The following is a 15,337-nucleotide window of genomic DNA, read 5'->3' as shown; positions in this document are numbered from 1 at the left end:
AGCGCGAATGTTTTTACTGGTCCAGCCAACGATTCAGTTCGGCCAAGTCGGCTTCTCCCAAACTCCCCGCCGATTGCTTCAGCACCAACATGGATAGCACATAGTCATAACGAGCATTGGTATGTTCGTTTTTGGCGCTGAACAATTGCCGCCTGGACTGTAAAACGTCTACCGTGGTGCGGGTTCCAACCTCAAAGCCTGCTTCTGTGGCTTTTAAGGCGCTTTCGCTGGAAACGACAGCTTGATTTAAGGCCTGCACGCGACTGATGTTGGCAATGACATTGAGATAAGCATTGCGTACCGTGTTTTGCGTATTCCGGCGTGCAGCTTCCAGTCTTTCTTTGGCGGCTGTGAGATCCAATTGAGCTTTTTTGGTATTGGCAGAAGCATAACCGCCGTTGTAAATATTGTAATTCACGCTTAAGGAAATGACGGTGGAATCCGGTGTCGTACTTTCAACACCCTGGTTGTAATGGACATCGTCACTGACACTGTGACTCAGATTCAGGTCCAGAGTGGGGTAAAAATCCGCCCGTGCCAGGGCCAGGCTTTCCTTTTGTCGGTCTATATTGTACTGCGCCGCAATAATCTCCTGATTTTGTTTCATCGCCATAGAAGTCCAGGTGTCTATGTCATCCGGCGACGGATTGAGCAGTGGGGCCTGCCGGCTAAGCCGTGCCAACTGTTGGTTGTACTGGCCGGTGAGGGCTCGCAGGGACTCGCGGGCACTGGCGAGTCGGGTTTCTGCCATGATGCCCTGGGCAACGGATTGGTCGTACTGGGCCTGGGCTTCATGGACGTCGGTAATGGCCACCAAACCCACGTCAAAGCGTTGCTTGGTTTGTTCCAATTGTCTGGCTACCGCTTTTTTTTCCGCTTCGGAAAATGCCACATTGTCCATGGCGGACACGACATCAAAATAACGCTGTGCGACTTTGAGAATGAGTTTTTGCTTGGCTTCTGCGTATTGATTGTCTGCTTTGAGGGCGTCTATGTCGGCTTGGTCTTCAAGTACGGAGTTACGCCGGTTAAAAATGGACTGGCTTAGTGTGAGCGAATAACCGCTGCTGTCTGAGCTACGGGCGGGTTCCGGGCCGTTGCTGGTATCGTAGCTCCCCGTGTCCGTTTTGGAATTGCGGTATTGCAGGTTAACTCCAGGGTAGAAATTGGCTTTGCTGAGGTCTTTGCCGACATAGGCGGCATCCCGCGTAGCAGCAGCGGCACGATAGTCCGGGTCACTGTCCAAAGCCATACGAAAAACCTGAACCAGGTCTTCTGCCTGGGCCGGTACTGCCAGCAACATTCCGGTTATGCTGAGTATTCCGGTAACTTGCTTGAAAATCATAAAGTTAAACCTCTTATCAATCGCGCGAAGGAGTTTGTAACGCGAAGCATTGAATATTAGGAAATACTAATATATAACGGCTTAAAATACAAACTCCGGGGGTAATTGCACATTCTGCAGCGGTGTCAAGAGGGTCTCAAACAGGCATTCCTCACGCCATTGTTGTTCGGCAATCCGGGTTACTAGCATAAATTGCATAATGGGAGCGTTACCCACCACCACGCACAAGCGGCCGCCTATAGCGAGTTGGTTTTTGAGATTGGGATCTAAAACCGGCATAGAACCGGTGACGGCAATGGCGTCATAGGTGACAGTGCCTCCCACAGGCCAACCCTTGGCGGCATCGCCAGTTTCCAGGGTGATGTTCTCAATGCCTTTTTGCGTCAGGTTTTTCTGAGCGGCTGCGCTCAAGCTCGCATCAATTTCCACGCTGGTCACATGCTCCCCCAGGTGAGCCAGCAAAGCGGTTAAATAACCACAACCGGTGCCAATTTCCAAAATTTTATCCGTGGCTTGAATCCCCAGCGCTTGTAGCATTCGCGCTTCCTGAATGGGGGTCATGGTAACTTGCTCCGAACCGATGGGGATATGGGTATCGGAATATGCTAAACCTTTGTAATCAGAGGGAATAAAAGTTTCTCTAGGGATGCTGTCGATGGCATTGAGCACATTAGGGTCAAGCACTTCAGCCGGGCGGATTTGTTGTTCCACCATGTTAAAACGGGCTTGATCAAGGTTGTTTGTTTGGTTCATTGTTATTATTCCTTAAAGATTTGACCAGTCACTGACACTCTGCAGGCAAAGGGTACGAGGTTTGCCCTTGGCTGGCAAGGTTTAGAGAAGAAATTTGCCGCGCTTTACTGTAAAATATGCATAAATTCAAAGGCTCATGCTAAAATAGTCGGGTACCTGAATACCGGTTGTCTATTACAATATGGGGCGCCGGCTTGTATTTCAACCAAGTCGGACATACATCAGGGTTTAACTCACTGCTAGTACTATCGAGATCGTCGTTTCATGTCATTGGTCGGATTGCCCAAATTGTTGCGATGGCTTATGCCCATCGTGCTTATAAATGTTTTTATTTTTTCTCTGCTACGTTTGGTGTTCTGGTGGTATTTTACCGATCCACAGGATCCTCTGGGTGATGAAACGCTGAAACAAGCTTTTTTTGTGGGTTTCAAATTTGATCTGCGCTTGTCTTTGTTTGTGGTGGCGCCGGTGTTTCTCTTGGGCTGGGTTCGACGCTTCAGTCCGTTTCAGTCCTCTTGGGCTTTTTTTATCTGGGTCAGTTATCTCGGTTTGGCGATGCAGTTGATTCTGCTGTTCTATGTATTGAACTTCGGTCACTACGCCTACTTACAAGTCCCTTTAGATGCCACAGCACTGCGATTTTTGGATAATTTTCAAACTTCCGCGTTGATGGTTTGGCAAAGTTATCCGGTGGTGTGGATTGTGTTGGGTTTGTTTGTTGTAACCCTGTTGTACGCCATCAGTATTGCCGGGCTGGTGTATAACCTGCGTGACCAAGCAGCGCCGGCATTACGCCGATTTCATAAAACCATGATTGTTCTCGCCTCCTGCGCCATCGTTGTGTTTGGAATGTATGGCAAGTTGTCCTGGTATCCTTTGCGTTGGAGCGACGCTTTTAGTTTTACCCATCCGTTTGCCACAGCTGTGACGGTTAATCCGGTGCTGTACTCGTTAAGTACTTTGAAAAATCGTGATGTGGATATAGATATGGCCGCCGTTAAAGCGTCCTATGTTGATATGGTGGGATATCTGGGGGTGGTAGAGCCGGACCCGGAGAAGTTGAACTATGAACGGTTGCGTTCGGGGAAACCTGTGGGTGAAAATCCCAATGTGGTGATGGTTATCTTGGAATCCTTTGCCAACTATAAAAGCTCCATGAGTGGTAATCCCCTGGATCCTACGCCTCAGATCAAGCAATTGGCGGATGCCGGTTTGTACTTCGATCATTTTTTTACGCCGCACACCGGTACGGCTCGCTCCGTATTTACCGCCATGACAGGGCTGGCGGACGTGGAAAAAGTCAAAACCTCCACCCGTAATCCCTTGGTGGTGAATCAGCATATTTTGATCGATGACTTTAACGCCTATGAAAAATTCTACTTTCTGGGCGGCAGCGCCAGTTGGGGTAATATACGGGGTTTGTTGGCCAGTAATATTCGTGGATTGCATGTTTATGAAGAGGGTAGTTATAGCTCACCCCGCGTGGATGTTTGGGGTGTATCGGACTTGGATTTATTCAAGGAAGCCAATCAGGTCTTACGCAAAGTCAACGGTAAACCTTTTTTTGCAGTGATCCAAACTTCCGGCAATCATCGACCTTACACGATTCCGCAAGACCGGGGCAGTTTTGAATTGCTGCAGTTGCCGCAGGAGAAGGTCGTTCGGTTTGGGTTTCATTCCAACGAAGAGCTTAACTCATTCCGCTTTATGGATTACAGCGTGGGAAATTTCATGCGCCTGGCTCGGCAGGAATCCTATTTCGACAATACGATTTTTGTTTTCTTTGGCGATCACGGGATCAACTATAATCCCGGGGAGCATTCCATCAAAGCTGAAGGTCAACTATCGCTGGGCTCTCTGCGCGTTCCCTTGGTTATCTATGCACCCAAGCTCATCTCTGAGCCACGTAGGATTAGCAAGCCCGCCGGCGAAGTGGATGTGCTACCCACCTTGGCTGCTATGATTTTGCCAAGCTATCGTAACACTACTATGGGGCGGGATCTGTTGGCGCCGGAGTTTGATTCCCAACGCTATGCTTTTTTTTCCATGCCATCGCGCCAAATGTATATTGGCTTAATTGACAATGATTATCATTTTTCCATGATGGAAGACGGGACAGCCAAACGGTTGAGCCTCATCAACTCGGAGTCACCCAGAGAAAATCATTTGGCACAATTTCCGCAAACAGCGCAGCGGATGGAACGGATTACTCGGGGTGTCTATGAAACCACGCGTTACCTGCGGTATAACAACCCGCGTAACGTCAACCCGCGCAATGACAAGCAACGCATCGACGACCCTAACAACAGCCATTCTCCCAGTAAAAAGCCTCCAAACAAATGAATAGGGTGGTCCAATGGTTGTTGTCGGTGGGTATCGTTGTTGTGATACTTGCCGCAGTGATGTTACCCCTGCGCGTAGAAATTGTGGCGCCGCGCTTGGGAATACCGGTGATACGTCAGCCTTCGCAAAGTTTTGAAGTGGAACTGCAAAGTTCCATCCCTTTCTATTTGCCCTATTTGGCCTTATCTCTGGAGTCCGCAGCCGGGTCGGTGCCTTTGGAAATTAAAAGCATGTCCGTTGGGGTGTTGCGGCATCGTCTCCAGGTGAGTCTACCCCAAAACATACAAGCGGGAATGTATACATTGCAAGCACAGGGGAGGTGGCGATCTTATAAGCGACCCAATGCCGTTACCGTGGTTCAACGCTTTAAGCCGGAGTTGTCGCTGGTGCAGTTGGCTGACTTACCGGTGTTGGGGGGGGATGGTAGTGGCGATGCCTTGCTGCGACAGATCATTGGCGAAATCAATATCATTAATCCCGATCTGGTGTTATTTACCGGAGATTTGGCGTACGGTGGCAGTTGGGATCAGTACAATCGTTTGTTGGATGCAATGCTGGATTTTGCCACGCCGGTGATTGCCGTGCCTGGAAACCACGAATACGAAGGTTGGGGCGCTTATCTTAAACTATTGGGTCAACCCTATCATGTGGTGAGTTATGGTGGCTATCATATCGTGAGCTTGAACTCCGGCCATGGCAAGGATCAGTTAACCCACAGTCAGTATGCCTGGTTCCAAAACACATTGGCCTCGTTGCCGGAACAGGCTGTGCCCTTGCTGCAAATACACCATCCTTTGCATCACAAGCCCGGTTTGCGGGGTTATCTGCAAGTACATGTGGATGATGTGGTGGCACAAGTAAAACAGGCGGGGATTCCTGTGGTTTTGTCCGGCCACTGGCATGGTGATGCGGTTTATGACGAGTTGGGCCGTGAACGTACAGATACTTGGCGCTTTGATGGAACACCCTATGTGGTGACAACCACTGCCGGTGCGGACTTGCGCCCACCGTATTCCTCCTCGCCCCTGCACCATGGTTACCGTTTGTTGCGCTTGCGTCAGGGGGAATTGCAATTTTACACCTATGATTATGACGGTGATGGTAAGCGAGATGCCAGCAGTTCCCTGCCCACCGGTTTGTTATCGCTGCGCCATATCAGCAACACTCATCTGGTGGTTGAAAATCAATTGAATGAAACTTTCGTGGATGCCAAAGTGGTGTTCCATGTGCCTGGTGATAATCCCAATTACGTTCCGAGTATCGGCCGCTTGCTTGACTATATGGTGTTGGCTGACAAAGTGCGCTTCGAAGTGTTGTTGGATTTGCCTGCCCGCAGCGATACTACCGTAACACTGGAGCCGAGGTGATGTACTGGTTGTTGTATTTACAGTTCGGACTGTTGTACTTGCCCTTATTGATTATTGGTTTGGTGGTTTACGGTTCCGATTTTGATAGCAGTACGGCGTGGATTTCACTGCTGCCCTTGGTGTCTTTGCCTGCATTGCATCAAGTGTATCGTCACATACCGTGGGCACAGGGTTTTATCAAATCTACATCCAAGCTGACTTCCACAGTGGCTCCTCTATTGGGTGCTTTGTTGGCACTAATGCTCGCTCGGTTGTTGTATTTTCACGTGTGGGATGAACATTCTTTATTACAGGCCGCCCTGCTGGCCGGGTTAACGGTTTGTTCTTACTTGAGTAGTCTGGCCGCTGTTGCGTACATACATCAAGTGCAAGGGCAAGGTTCGCGGCGACCCGCGGCAAGAGCCGTAATGATAATCGGCCTGGTATGGCTGGCCGCAAGCTATTTTCCGTTCGTGGGATTTTTGGCGATTGCCATGATTTTGGCGCTCGCATTGGTGTGGCGTCCTGCGTCTATGTCCACCACAGCAGATGCTGTGGCGGACCATCCTCCTATGGCATCCTATGTAAGTTTTGTTCTGGCCCTGGATGTTTTCCTTGTAGTGTGGGATTGGCAGGTACAAGCTCAATGGGCTTTATATCTCGGTTTGTCCTTCGGTGGAGTGGCTACGGCAATTCTTGTTAATCTTGGGCAACGGCTTTTATGGCCGTTATTGGTGGGATTGGTTTTATTGAAGTGTTTACTGCTTATCATTTGGCCACAATGGGTGCTGTCGCCGTTACATGCCTTTGTTGCAGGTCTATTGTGGGGAGCGATAGCTCAGTGGTTTTTGCCTATGGGTGGCAGGGACCATAGTGGACGGCTATGGCTGAGTTTGGCAGTGGCCCTGCTGCTGGGTTATGCCTTGTATGCCAATTTGGCTTATTCATGGGCACGCGTCTTGCTATTGTTGCCTTTGTTGTATCCTTGGGTACGGGGTGGGCTTCGGAAAAAACAGGCTTAAAGCGGCGATTAGGCAAGCAGAACAGTTTTGGAAACAGTCAAAATTCCCTTGTGTACGTAAGACTTAAGCCAGTACTTGCGTAAAAAATTTAGGAAAAAGCGGTGCGGTGGCTTGTTTTTCCTGTTATAGTTTGACTGCGCTCAGGTTTCAGAGCGAGGCTTCGTTGTTCCTATATCAGAGGTTCCTTTGTATACAGCGCGGTCGTAAACAAGTTGCGTCAACGATGCAACGACAGAGCGGTACTCACAAAGGAAGTTAGTCGTACCAGGAAGTCGCCCAATTCCTGAAGAGTTGCATCATAGAATCGTTACAACAAATATGTTTGGGCGGGTCTGTTTCGTTAAGTTTCAATCGTGATTTCTGCGTATCGTGTGGGGGCATTTTAAAAATGGTTATATCGAAAAAACTGCGGTATCAGCGGTATTCTTTGCAAGCTGCCATGATCTTACTGCTACTGAGCTTGCCCGTATCTATGGTTTTTGCAACAGGGCCCATTGCTGACAGCGTTGCTGCATTTTGTGTACCGTCCGCTACTGTGCCACCCGTGAGTTCTTGTTCTTCCTGCCACTCCACCACCGCTAATCGCGGGGTCAATGATTTAACGGCAGCGGGTCGTTGGGCTTTGTCTCAAGCAACGTTCTCGAATTTTTGTCCGGGCAATACCAATACGCCGCCACCCTCGCCGACACCGACACCGACGCCGACACCCAATCCCGGTACGGGTATGGGCATGGGTTCTACTGGGGGGTCTATCGGCATGGGTATTGGTGGCGATGACGACGACGATGATGATGATGGAGAAAGAGAGGCCGAGGAAGATGACGACGACGACGACGGTGTTTCCAGCCTTATCAACCGAATTCGAGGCTTGGGTCAACGCAATTCCCGGTCATTTGGCAGGCGTTAAACTTTAAACACAATAAAAGCAGACTAAAAAAGGGGGTTTGTCCCCCTTTTTTATTGGGCGCTCTGGAACGGTCGGTTGTGGGCGCTTTTCCCCGTCATGGACACTTTTCGAGCTTTGCTCTTAACGGTTCGAGCTAAGCTTGCTATACTACCGCTTTGTTGCGACTGTCTGTCGCAAGCTTGTGGGCTGGGGGTGCGCGGTTGGCCGCGCTGAGATTACACCCTTTGAACCTGATCCGGGCGAAGCCGGCGTAGGGAAGCTGTTACGACCACCACTAAGGGCAACAGCGGTAAAACAATGGTACAACAGTACCAGTGTGGTTACCGCCTCGGTGGTCATTTCCCTGCCAATGTGTGTTCGCCACTATTATAATTCGAGGACGGCAAACACCTATGAATGCGATTCCAGAGAAATTCCTGAGTAAAACGGCAAAAATCGACAAAGCTTCCATTGAGCCATTTCCCAACTCCCAGAAAGTCTATGTCGAAGGCAGCCGTGAGGATATTCGCGTTCCCATGCGGGAAATCACCTTACAGGATACGCCGCTATTGTCCGTAGATGGGCAGAATACCCACCGGGTGGAGAAGAATCCATCTATATTGGTGTACGATACATCCGGTCCGTATACGGACCCGCAAGTGAGTATCGATATTCGCAAAGGCTTGCCGAATGTCAGATCTCAGTGGATTTTGGATCGCAATGATACCGAGCAATTGTCTCAGGCCAGTTCACGTTTTGCGCAGCAACGGGCGCAGGATACGGCACTGGATTGCTTGCGTTTTGATCATATTAGTGTTCCGCGGCGGGCCAGATCCGGCGCCAATGTTTCGCAAATGCATTATGCCCGTAAAGGAATCATTACACCGGAAATGGAGTATGTGGCTATCCGTGAAAATCTGCGTCGGGAGCAGCTTGGTGAACAGCTCGAGCAACAACACCCCGGTCAGTCTTTTGGCGCAGCTATCCCCAAAGAAATCACACCTGAATTTGTGCGTTCTGAGGTAGCTCGAGGGCGTGCCGTCATTCCAGCCAATATCAATCACACTGAATTGGAGCCCATGATCATAGGCCGAAATTTTCTGGTCAAAATTAACGGAAATCTGGGAAACTCCGCTGTCACTTCTTCAATTGAAGAAGAAGTGGATAAAATGACCTGGGGAATTCGCTGGGGGTCGGACACTATTATGGATCTCTCCACAGGTAAGAATATTCATGAAACGCGGGAGTGGATTATTCGAAACTCCCCCGTGCCCATCGGTACCGTACCGATTTACCAGGCCCTGGAAAAAGTGGATGGCAAGGCCGAGGAGTTAAGTTGGGAGATCATGCGGGATACTTTGATTGAACAGGCAGAGCAGGGGGTGGATTACTTTACCATCCATGCAGGCTTGCTTTTGAGGCATATCCCTTTAACCGCTAAACGCATGACAGGCATTGTTTCTCGTGGTGGTTCCATTATGGCTAAGTGGTGTTTGGCGCATCACCAGGAAAATTTCCTCTATACCCACTTTGAAGAAATTTGTGACATTATGAAAGCTTATGATGTGAGCTTTTCATTGGGCGACGGCTTACGTCCCGGTTCCATTGCGGACGCCAACGACGCGGCTCAGTTTGGTGAACTGGAGGCCTTGGGAGAGTTAACCAAGATCGCCTGGAAGCATGATGTTCAAACCATTATTGAAGGACCTGGGCATGTGCCAATGCACATGATTAAGGAAAATATGGATAAGCAGCTAGCCTTGTGTGGCGAAGCCCCATTTTATACCTTGGGGCCGCTGACTACGGATATTGCACCAGGTTATGATCATATTACCTCCGGTATTGGAGCTGCCATGATCGGTTGGTACGGTACCGCCATGTTGTGCTATGTCACCCCTAAAGAACACTTAGGTCTGCCCAATCGCGATGATGTAAAAGAAGGCATTATTACCTATAAAATTGCGGCGCACGCGGCTGATTTAGCCAAAGGCCATCCCGGAGCGCAGATTCGGGATAATGCTCTTTCCAAAGCACGGTTTGAATTTCGTTGGGAAGATCAATTCAACCTGGGACTGGACCCGGATCGTGCCAGGGAGTTTCACGATGAAACCATGCCTAAGCAGGCGCACAAGAGCGCGCATTTTTGTTCCATGTGCGGACCTAATTTTTGTTCTATGAAAATCACGCAGGAGGTTCGCGAGTTTGCCAATCAGCAAGGGGAACAGAATTTAAACGTGGCTTTGGAAAAGGGCATGCAGCAAAAGGCCAGAGAGTTTACCGATACCGGTTCTGAAGTTTACAAACAGATTTGACACTCCACAGCCACCGGCCTCAAGTTTGAGGCCGGTGCGTTTTCATAAAACATCACAAAGTTCTACCACAACGATGGCAGCCAAGGTAATGACGAACCAGTAGTCGTTTTGGATGCTGATCATAGTGCACCTCCATTTGAAACTGTTTTATAAGTTTGTTTCCCTATTAGCATCGGTCGACAAAATGTTCTAGGGGGTGCTCAAAAAGGATGATTCAAGGATGAATTCTGACGAAATCTTGCGAGGTCACAACGCCAAGGTTGGATCGGAATAGCATTAAAATAACTGCATTTAGGATTTACCCGGTAAAGAGTGATTCAAGGGTAAAATCCAGTCTGCGTTACTTAAGGAACGGTTTACGCGACTTAAGTCTTTATTGGGGTCCAGGAGCAAGCTGTGAGGACGGCCGTTAAGGGAGACAAACACTGTTGCGGTCACTTGCACTTCATCAATGGCATAGTCGTGTTTCCAGCGGTGCGCCAGATAATGGGCAAATTGCAACAACATATCCGGACGCGTGGTCATTTTCCTGTTTTGTTTAGGGGTTAAATAGGCATCGGGTGTCACCAGCCAGATTTGTTGTTGTTGTCCCGGTTGGATCACATAAAAATGAGCCCAGCCGGTCTTATCCCGCAGTTTCATTTGCCATGAAAACCGATGGCCTTCTTCAGTCCAGCTTACATTGCCCGGGTACAGCACGTGCCGTAAGGGTATGAGAATTTGTGATACGGTCCAGATTGCCAAGACATACAGGATGAGTCTGTCTCGAAGTCGGGTTGTGGCGGGAACCGCAATGGTCTCTACAGCTGTAGAGATAGAAACGGGTCGTGCATTTTGTAGTTTTTGTCGCAGTTGTTGTGGCCAGTGGGGATCAAAAAAGATTAAAGTGGCGAATAAGGTAAACCAGGGAAAAATCCCAATACTGAAAACGAAGTGATTTAAACTATGGAAGGCAGCATAAATACAAAAAACCGGCAACCGGGTTCGTTGCCACAGCAACAGGGGTGCACCAATAATGTGTAAGGCGATCACACCGTACGCGGCGACGGCAATAGCCCAGTCCTGGGTGAACAAATATCCCAGCCCCAGGGGGAAGTCTGCGCGTTCTGCCAGCCACATTTTTAAAGGCTGTAATTGCAGCCAATCCGGGTTGATCTTAACAATGCCGGCATAAAGTAACATGATTTCCATTTGCGTACGCAGAATCCAGATTGACCAGCTTGGCATCGTTAGGGTGGGGGTGCTTTGTTTTGCACGGCGCCAGGCATCCACGGACCAGGTTTGGTGAGCCGGAATCACGCACAGTAGGCAACTGAACAATATCACTAAGTAGAAGTGATTCAGGTAGCGGGTTTGGTCCAACAGAAAAACATAGGAAAACGCCAGAGTGAATAAAATAATGCTGATACGGTAAAAAGCACCGACTGTTATCAATAGAGCCAGCAGGCCCATGACCAGGAAGTGAACATACATTCCTTCACCTTCCCAGGGTTGAATCCACTCAAATCCGTAATACTTAAAATAAAACTCCGGTTCGATGTAATATTTACTGATCCAGCCATTACGCCAGTATCTAAACACTTCCCACAGCATAATCAGGCCAAATCCCATGCGAAAAATCGCGATGGATGTGCCGTTGACTGGGGTCAAGGCTTTTTGTTGTAACTGTGTGAAACTCAATTTAGAGAGCATGGGTCAGATCATTGATTTAACTGTTTTTTGTTTTAGTAGTATCGCTAAAATTCGTCGGCCCTTTCAAGTTTTTGCTTTCCAAGAACTATCAAATAAATCATATAGATATGTACGCGCAGTCGCAAGGGTATGCAGTCGACCGTCTAAAAAGCCTGCTGCGGTGGCCGATACAAAGTAGGAGAAGTCCGTTTTTGACTTTGACAACGGTGGAGCGATGGCCTCAATCACGAATGCAAAGATTTCTTACCGGGATTGGCATATTCCCTTGTTTCGTGATCACATCACCTTAGGGGAGGCCTTTGCCAGTATGCAGCAGTTGCGGGCACAACAACAGGAAATTCCATTGATGGTGCAATTGGTGGAAAACCCCAAATATACTATGCCGGGGTTTACGCTGTTTCATGGGGCCGTGGACCTGGATCAACATGACTATATCCACATTGCTCTGGGGAGGGGCATGCTGGAGAAGGATGAAGCTTTTACCATTGGATTTACCATGGGAACCACTAAAAAAGTGAGTACCACAGAAGAAAAACTGTATACCTTTATTTCCCAGTATTTTTATCCCAAAGTGTATCAGTTTGGGTCTGATGAGGTGGAGGTGTTTAAGAATGCGGTTCGCCTGGGGTATATCTCCAGTTGTAAGCCCTTGGACAGTTTCAATTTTCTGCCTTACCTGGGTAGCTCTTTGGCGGAGTTGCGTCATATCCTGCATTTAGAAGCGGATTTGCTGTTGTCGTATTACAAAATCGAGAAAAAGCGCTATTCCAAAGCCGCGGATAGTGCCCGCTTGTTGGATTTGTAACTTAAGATGATAAAAAACGAAGCTATGCTTCACCAAACAGAGTATTAGTTGTCCACTTTGCACTCAGCTAGCAGCTCGGTTTTGCCATCCTCATAAACGGATTCCAAGCGCACCGTGAAACCCCACAGTCTTGCCAGGTGTTTCAGTACCTCTTCAGAGGATTCTGATAGGGGCTGACGGTCATGCTGGGTATGGTGTAAGGTCAGGCTGCGGTCACCACGATGATTGACGCTATAAACCTGAATATTGGGTTCTCTGGCACTTAGATTATAGTGTTGTACCAGACTTTGACGTAGCTTGCGATAACCGGAGTCATCGTGAATGGCGCTGATTTCCAGCATGTCTTTTTCATCGTCATCCAAAACGCAGAACAGCTTCAAATCGCGCATAAGTTTGGGGGATAAATACTGGGCAATGAAACTCTCGTCTTTGAAATTACGCATGGCAAAGTCCAGGGTTTTTTTCCAGTCTGTACCTGCAATATCCGGAAACCAATATTTGTCTTCGTCGGTTGGTTCTTCGCAAACTCGCCGAATATCTGTATACATGGAAAAGCCAAGAGTATAGGGGTTGATGCCGCTGTAGTAGGGGCTGTTAAAAGGCGGTTGTGCGGTCACATTGGTGTGTGATTGCAAAAACTCCATCATAAAGCCATCGGAAAGAAAGCCTTCGTCGTACAGTTGGTTCAAAATGGTGTAGTGCCAAAAAGTGGCCCACCCTTCATTCATCACCTGCGTCTGGCGTTGCGGGTAAAAATACTGGGCGATTTTACGTACAATTCGTACAATCTCCCGTTGCCAGGGTTCCATCAATGGCGCATTTTTTTCAATGAAGTAAAGAATGTTTTCCTGGGGTTCGGAGGGGAAACGTACGGTTTTCTTTTTCGCCTTAACCGAATCCACCACCGGCAGGGTGCGCCATAAGTCGTTAACCTGAGATTGTAAATATTCCTCACGTTCGTGCTGTCGTTTTTCTTCTTCCTCGGTGGAGAGTTTCTGGGGGCGTTTATAACGGTCTACCCCATGGTTCATCAGGGCATGGCAGGAGTCGAGAATATTTTCCACCTGTTCGATGCCATAGCGCTTTTCGCATTTGGCGATATAGTTCTTGGCAAACAGTAAATAATCAATAATCGCATCTGCATTGGTCCAGGTGCGGAACAAATAATTGCCTTTGAAGAAAGAATTGTGACCGTAACAAGCGTGGGCTATAACCAGTGCTTGCATGGTCATGGTGTTCTCTTCCATCAAATAGGCGATGCAAGGGTTCGAGTTGATTACGATTTCATAAGCCAGTCCCATCTGGCCGCGTTTATACTGTTTCTCGATGTTGAGAAATTGTTTTCCGAAGGACCAGTGATGGTAACCAACGGGCATACCGACAGATGAGTAGGCATCCATCATTTGTTCTGAACTGATAATTTCAATCTGATTGGGGTAAGTGTCCAGGCCGAAGTCCGCAGCGACACGGGCGATCTCCTGGTCGTATTTGTTGATTAACTCTACGCTCCACTCTGATGTATCGGAAATGATATTCTTGCGGCTCATGCGGTTTCTTTTGAAAAGAGTTCTCGAAAGACAGGGTATATGCTGTTGTATCCGCCTATATCCTGCATGGCAAAATTGCTGTGCATCATTTTGACTTTTTCGTATTCGCGCCACAGGCTTTGGTGTTCGTAAGCGGTGATTTCCACGTAGGCGAAGTATTGCAGCAAGGGCAAAATTGCCTGGTTAAGCAATTCACCGCAGGTAGGAGAATCGCCTTCCCAATTGTCACCGTCCGAGGCCTGGGCTGCGTAGATATTCCATTGGGCGGTGGGGTAGCGCTCCAGAATAATATCCCGCATCAATTCAAGCGCACTGGATACTACGGTTCCACCGGTTTCGCGCGAATAAAAAAACTCTTCTTCATCCACTTCCTTGGCGGTGGTGTGGTGACGAATAAAGACGACATCAATATTCTCATAAGTTCGCGTGAGAAACAGATATAATAGGATGAAAAATCGTTTGGCAATGTCTTTGCGTTCTTCGTTCATACTGCCGGAAACGTCCATCAAACAAAACATGACTGCTTTGGTGCTGGGTATGGGTTCCTGGACTCGATTGTTGTAGCGCAAATCAAACGTATCGATAAAGGGAATGCGTTGGATTCGTTGGCGCACGCGTTGTATTTCTTCGTCCAGCACCAACAGTCGCGCTTTATTTTTCTCCTTATGACGACTGAGTTTCTTGTGTTCTTTTTCCAATTCTTCCAGTTCATCAGTGTGAGGTGCGCGCAGGGCAATACGTCTGGCCATGGCGCCGCGCAGTGAACGAATGACATTAATATTGGTAGGGATTCCGCTGGTGGTGAAACCGGCGCGTCGCGTTTTGTATTCAACAATGGTTTTTAACTGGGTTTTTACCAGATCGGGTAACTCCAGGTCTTCGAAAAAAAACTCCAGAAATTCCTCGCGCGACAGTTGAAACACGAAGTCGTCACTGCCTTCACCGCTGTTGCTGGCTTTGCCGCTGCCGGCACCGCCGCCTTTGCCTTTCTGCGGTCGTGGAATTTTATCCCCGGTAACAAAATCCTGGTTCCCCGGATGAATGATGTCGCGTTTACCACCACGACCATGATGAAAAATGGGTTCAGAGGTGTCCCGTGTGGGAATATTGATTTTTTCACCTTTATTGATATCCGTAATACTGCGATTGGATACGGCGTCGGATACCGCTTTTTTAATCTGGTCACGAAACCTTCGAATAAATCGGCGTCGATTCACCGCGCTTTTGTTTTTACCGCTCGTACGTCTGTCAATAATTTGCGTCACAATAACTGCTCAAGCAATGTA

Annotated in this window: 11 protein-coding genes and 1 riboswitch; of the genes, 6 read left to right on the top strand and 5 right to left on the bottom strand. The window is 48.4% G+C overall.

The genetic code is table 11. From position 1 onward, the window contains the following. Positions 1 to 13: 13 nt before the first annotated feature. Both OEY58_01190 and OEY58_01185 read right to left on the bottom strand, forming a co-directional pair. Positions 14 to 1,345, bottom strand: a complete 1,332-nt coding sequence (locus OEY58_01190; GenBank protein ID MDH5324058.1) for a TolC family outer membrane protein — start codon at positions 1,343 to 1,345, stop codon at positions 14 to 16. 81 nt (positions 1,346 to 1,426) lie between these two features. After that, a complete protein-coding gene (locus tag OEY58_01185; protein ID MDH5324057.1) occupies positions 1,427 to 2,098 on the bottom strand; it encodes a protein-L-isoaspartate O-methyltransferase in 672 nt (223 codons plus the stop codon). A gap of 264 nt (positions 2,099 to 2,362) precedes the next feature. On the opposite strand from OEY58_01185, the gene OEY58_01180 reads away from it, so the two are divergent. The 5 genes from OEY58_01180 to thiC all read left to right on the top strand — a co-directional run bounded on the left by OEY58_01180 (position 2,363) and on the right by thiC (position 10,007). Beyond that, complete coding sequence (locus tag OEY58_01180; protein ID MDH5324056.1) at positions 2,363 to 4,441, top strand: LTA synthase family protein; 2,079 nt, start codon at positions 2,363 to 2,365, stop codon at positions 4,439 to 4,441. Continuing rightward, complete coding sequence (locus OEY58_01175) at positions 4,438 to 5,808, top strand: metallophosphoesterase (protein ID MDH5324055.1); 1,371 nt, start codon at positions 4,438 to 4,440, stop codon at positions 5,806 to 5,808. The genes OEY58_01180 and OEY58_01175 overlap by 4 nt, the downstream gene beginning before the upstream one ends. Continuing rightward, entirely contained in the window at positions 5,808 to 6,809 is a 1,002-nt protein-coding gene (locus tag OEY58_01170) for a hypothetical protein (protein MDH5324054.1), read from the top strand. The genes OEY58_01175 and OEY58_01170 overlap by 1 nt, the downstream gene beginning before the upstream one ends. Positions 6,810 to 7,197: 388 nt before the next feature. Next, positions 7,198 to 7,716, top strand: coding sequence for a hypothetical protein (locus OEY58_01165; GenBank protein MDH5324053.1), 519 nt, complete (start codon positions 7,198 to 7,200; stop codon positions 7,714 to 7,716). A gap of 178 nt (positions 7,717 to 7,894) precedes the next feature. Continuing rightward, positions 7,895 to 7,990: riboswitch (TPP riboswitch) on the top strand. Between the two features lie 118 nt (positions 7,991 to 8,108). Continuing rightward, positions 8,109 to 10,007 (top strand): phosphomethylpyrimidine synthase ThiC, encoded by a 1,899-nt coding sequence (thiC, locus tag OEY58_01160; GenBank protein ID MDH5324052.1) that lies wholly within the window; start codon positions 8,109 to 8,111, stop codon positions 10,005 to 10,007. A 291-nt stretch (positions 10,008 to 10,298) separates the two neighbouring features. Here thiC and OEY58_01155 read toward each other — a convergent pair whose 3' ends face one another. After that, positions 10,299 to 11,699: an HTTM domain-containing protein gene (locus OEY58_01155; protein ID MDH5324051.1), complete on the bottom strand. Its 1,401-nt coding sequence runs from the start codon at positions 11,697 to 11,699 to the stop codon at positions 10,299 to 10,301. A 214-nt stretch (positions 11,700 to 11,913) separates the two neighbouring features. Here OEY58_01155 and OEY58_01150 point away from each other — a divergent pair, with 214 nt between their 5' ends. Further along, positions 11,914 to 12,504, top strand: coding sequence for a hypothetical protein (locus OEY58_01150; protein ID MDH5324050.1), 591 nt, complete (start codon positions 11,914 to 11,916; stop codon positions 12,502 to 12,504). Between the two features lie 44 nt (positions 12,505 to 12,548). Here the strand turns inward: OEY58_01150 and OEY58_01145 are convergent, their stop codons facing one another. Beyond that, positions 12,549 to 14,051: a SpoVR family protein gene (locus tag OEY58_01145; GenBank protein ID MDH5324049.1), complete on the bottom strand. Its 1,503-nt coding sequence runs from the start codon at positions 14,049 to 14,051 to the stop codon at positions 12,549 to 12,551. Continuing rightward, positions 14,048 to 15,316, bottom strand: a complete 1,269-nt coding sequence (locus tag OEY58_01140) for a YeaH/YhbH family protein (GenBank protein ID MDH5324048.1) — start codon at positions 15,314 to 15,316, stop codon at positions 14,048 to 14,050. The genes OEY58_01145 and OEY58_01140 overlap by 4 nt, the downstream gene beginning before the upstream one ends. Positions 15,317 to 15,337: the final 21 nt, after the last annotated feature.

It is taken from the genome of Gammaproteobacteria bacterium (assembly GCA_029882975.1).
Lineage (GTDB): Bacteria > Pseudomonadota > Gammaproteobacteria > SZUA-152 > SZUA-152 > JAJDNG01.
Note: the sequence above shows the minus strand (reverse complement) of the source record. Positions and strands in the feature narration are given on the sequence as shown.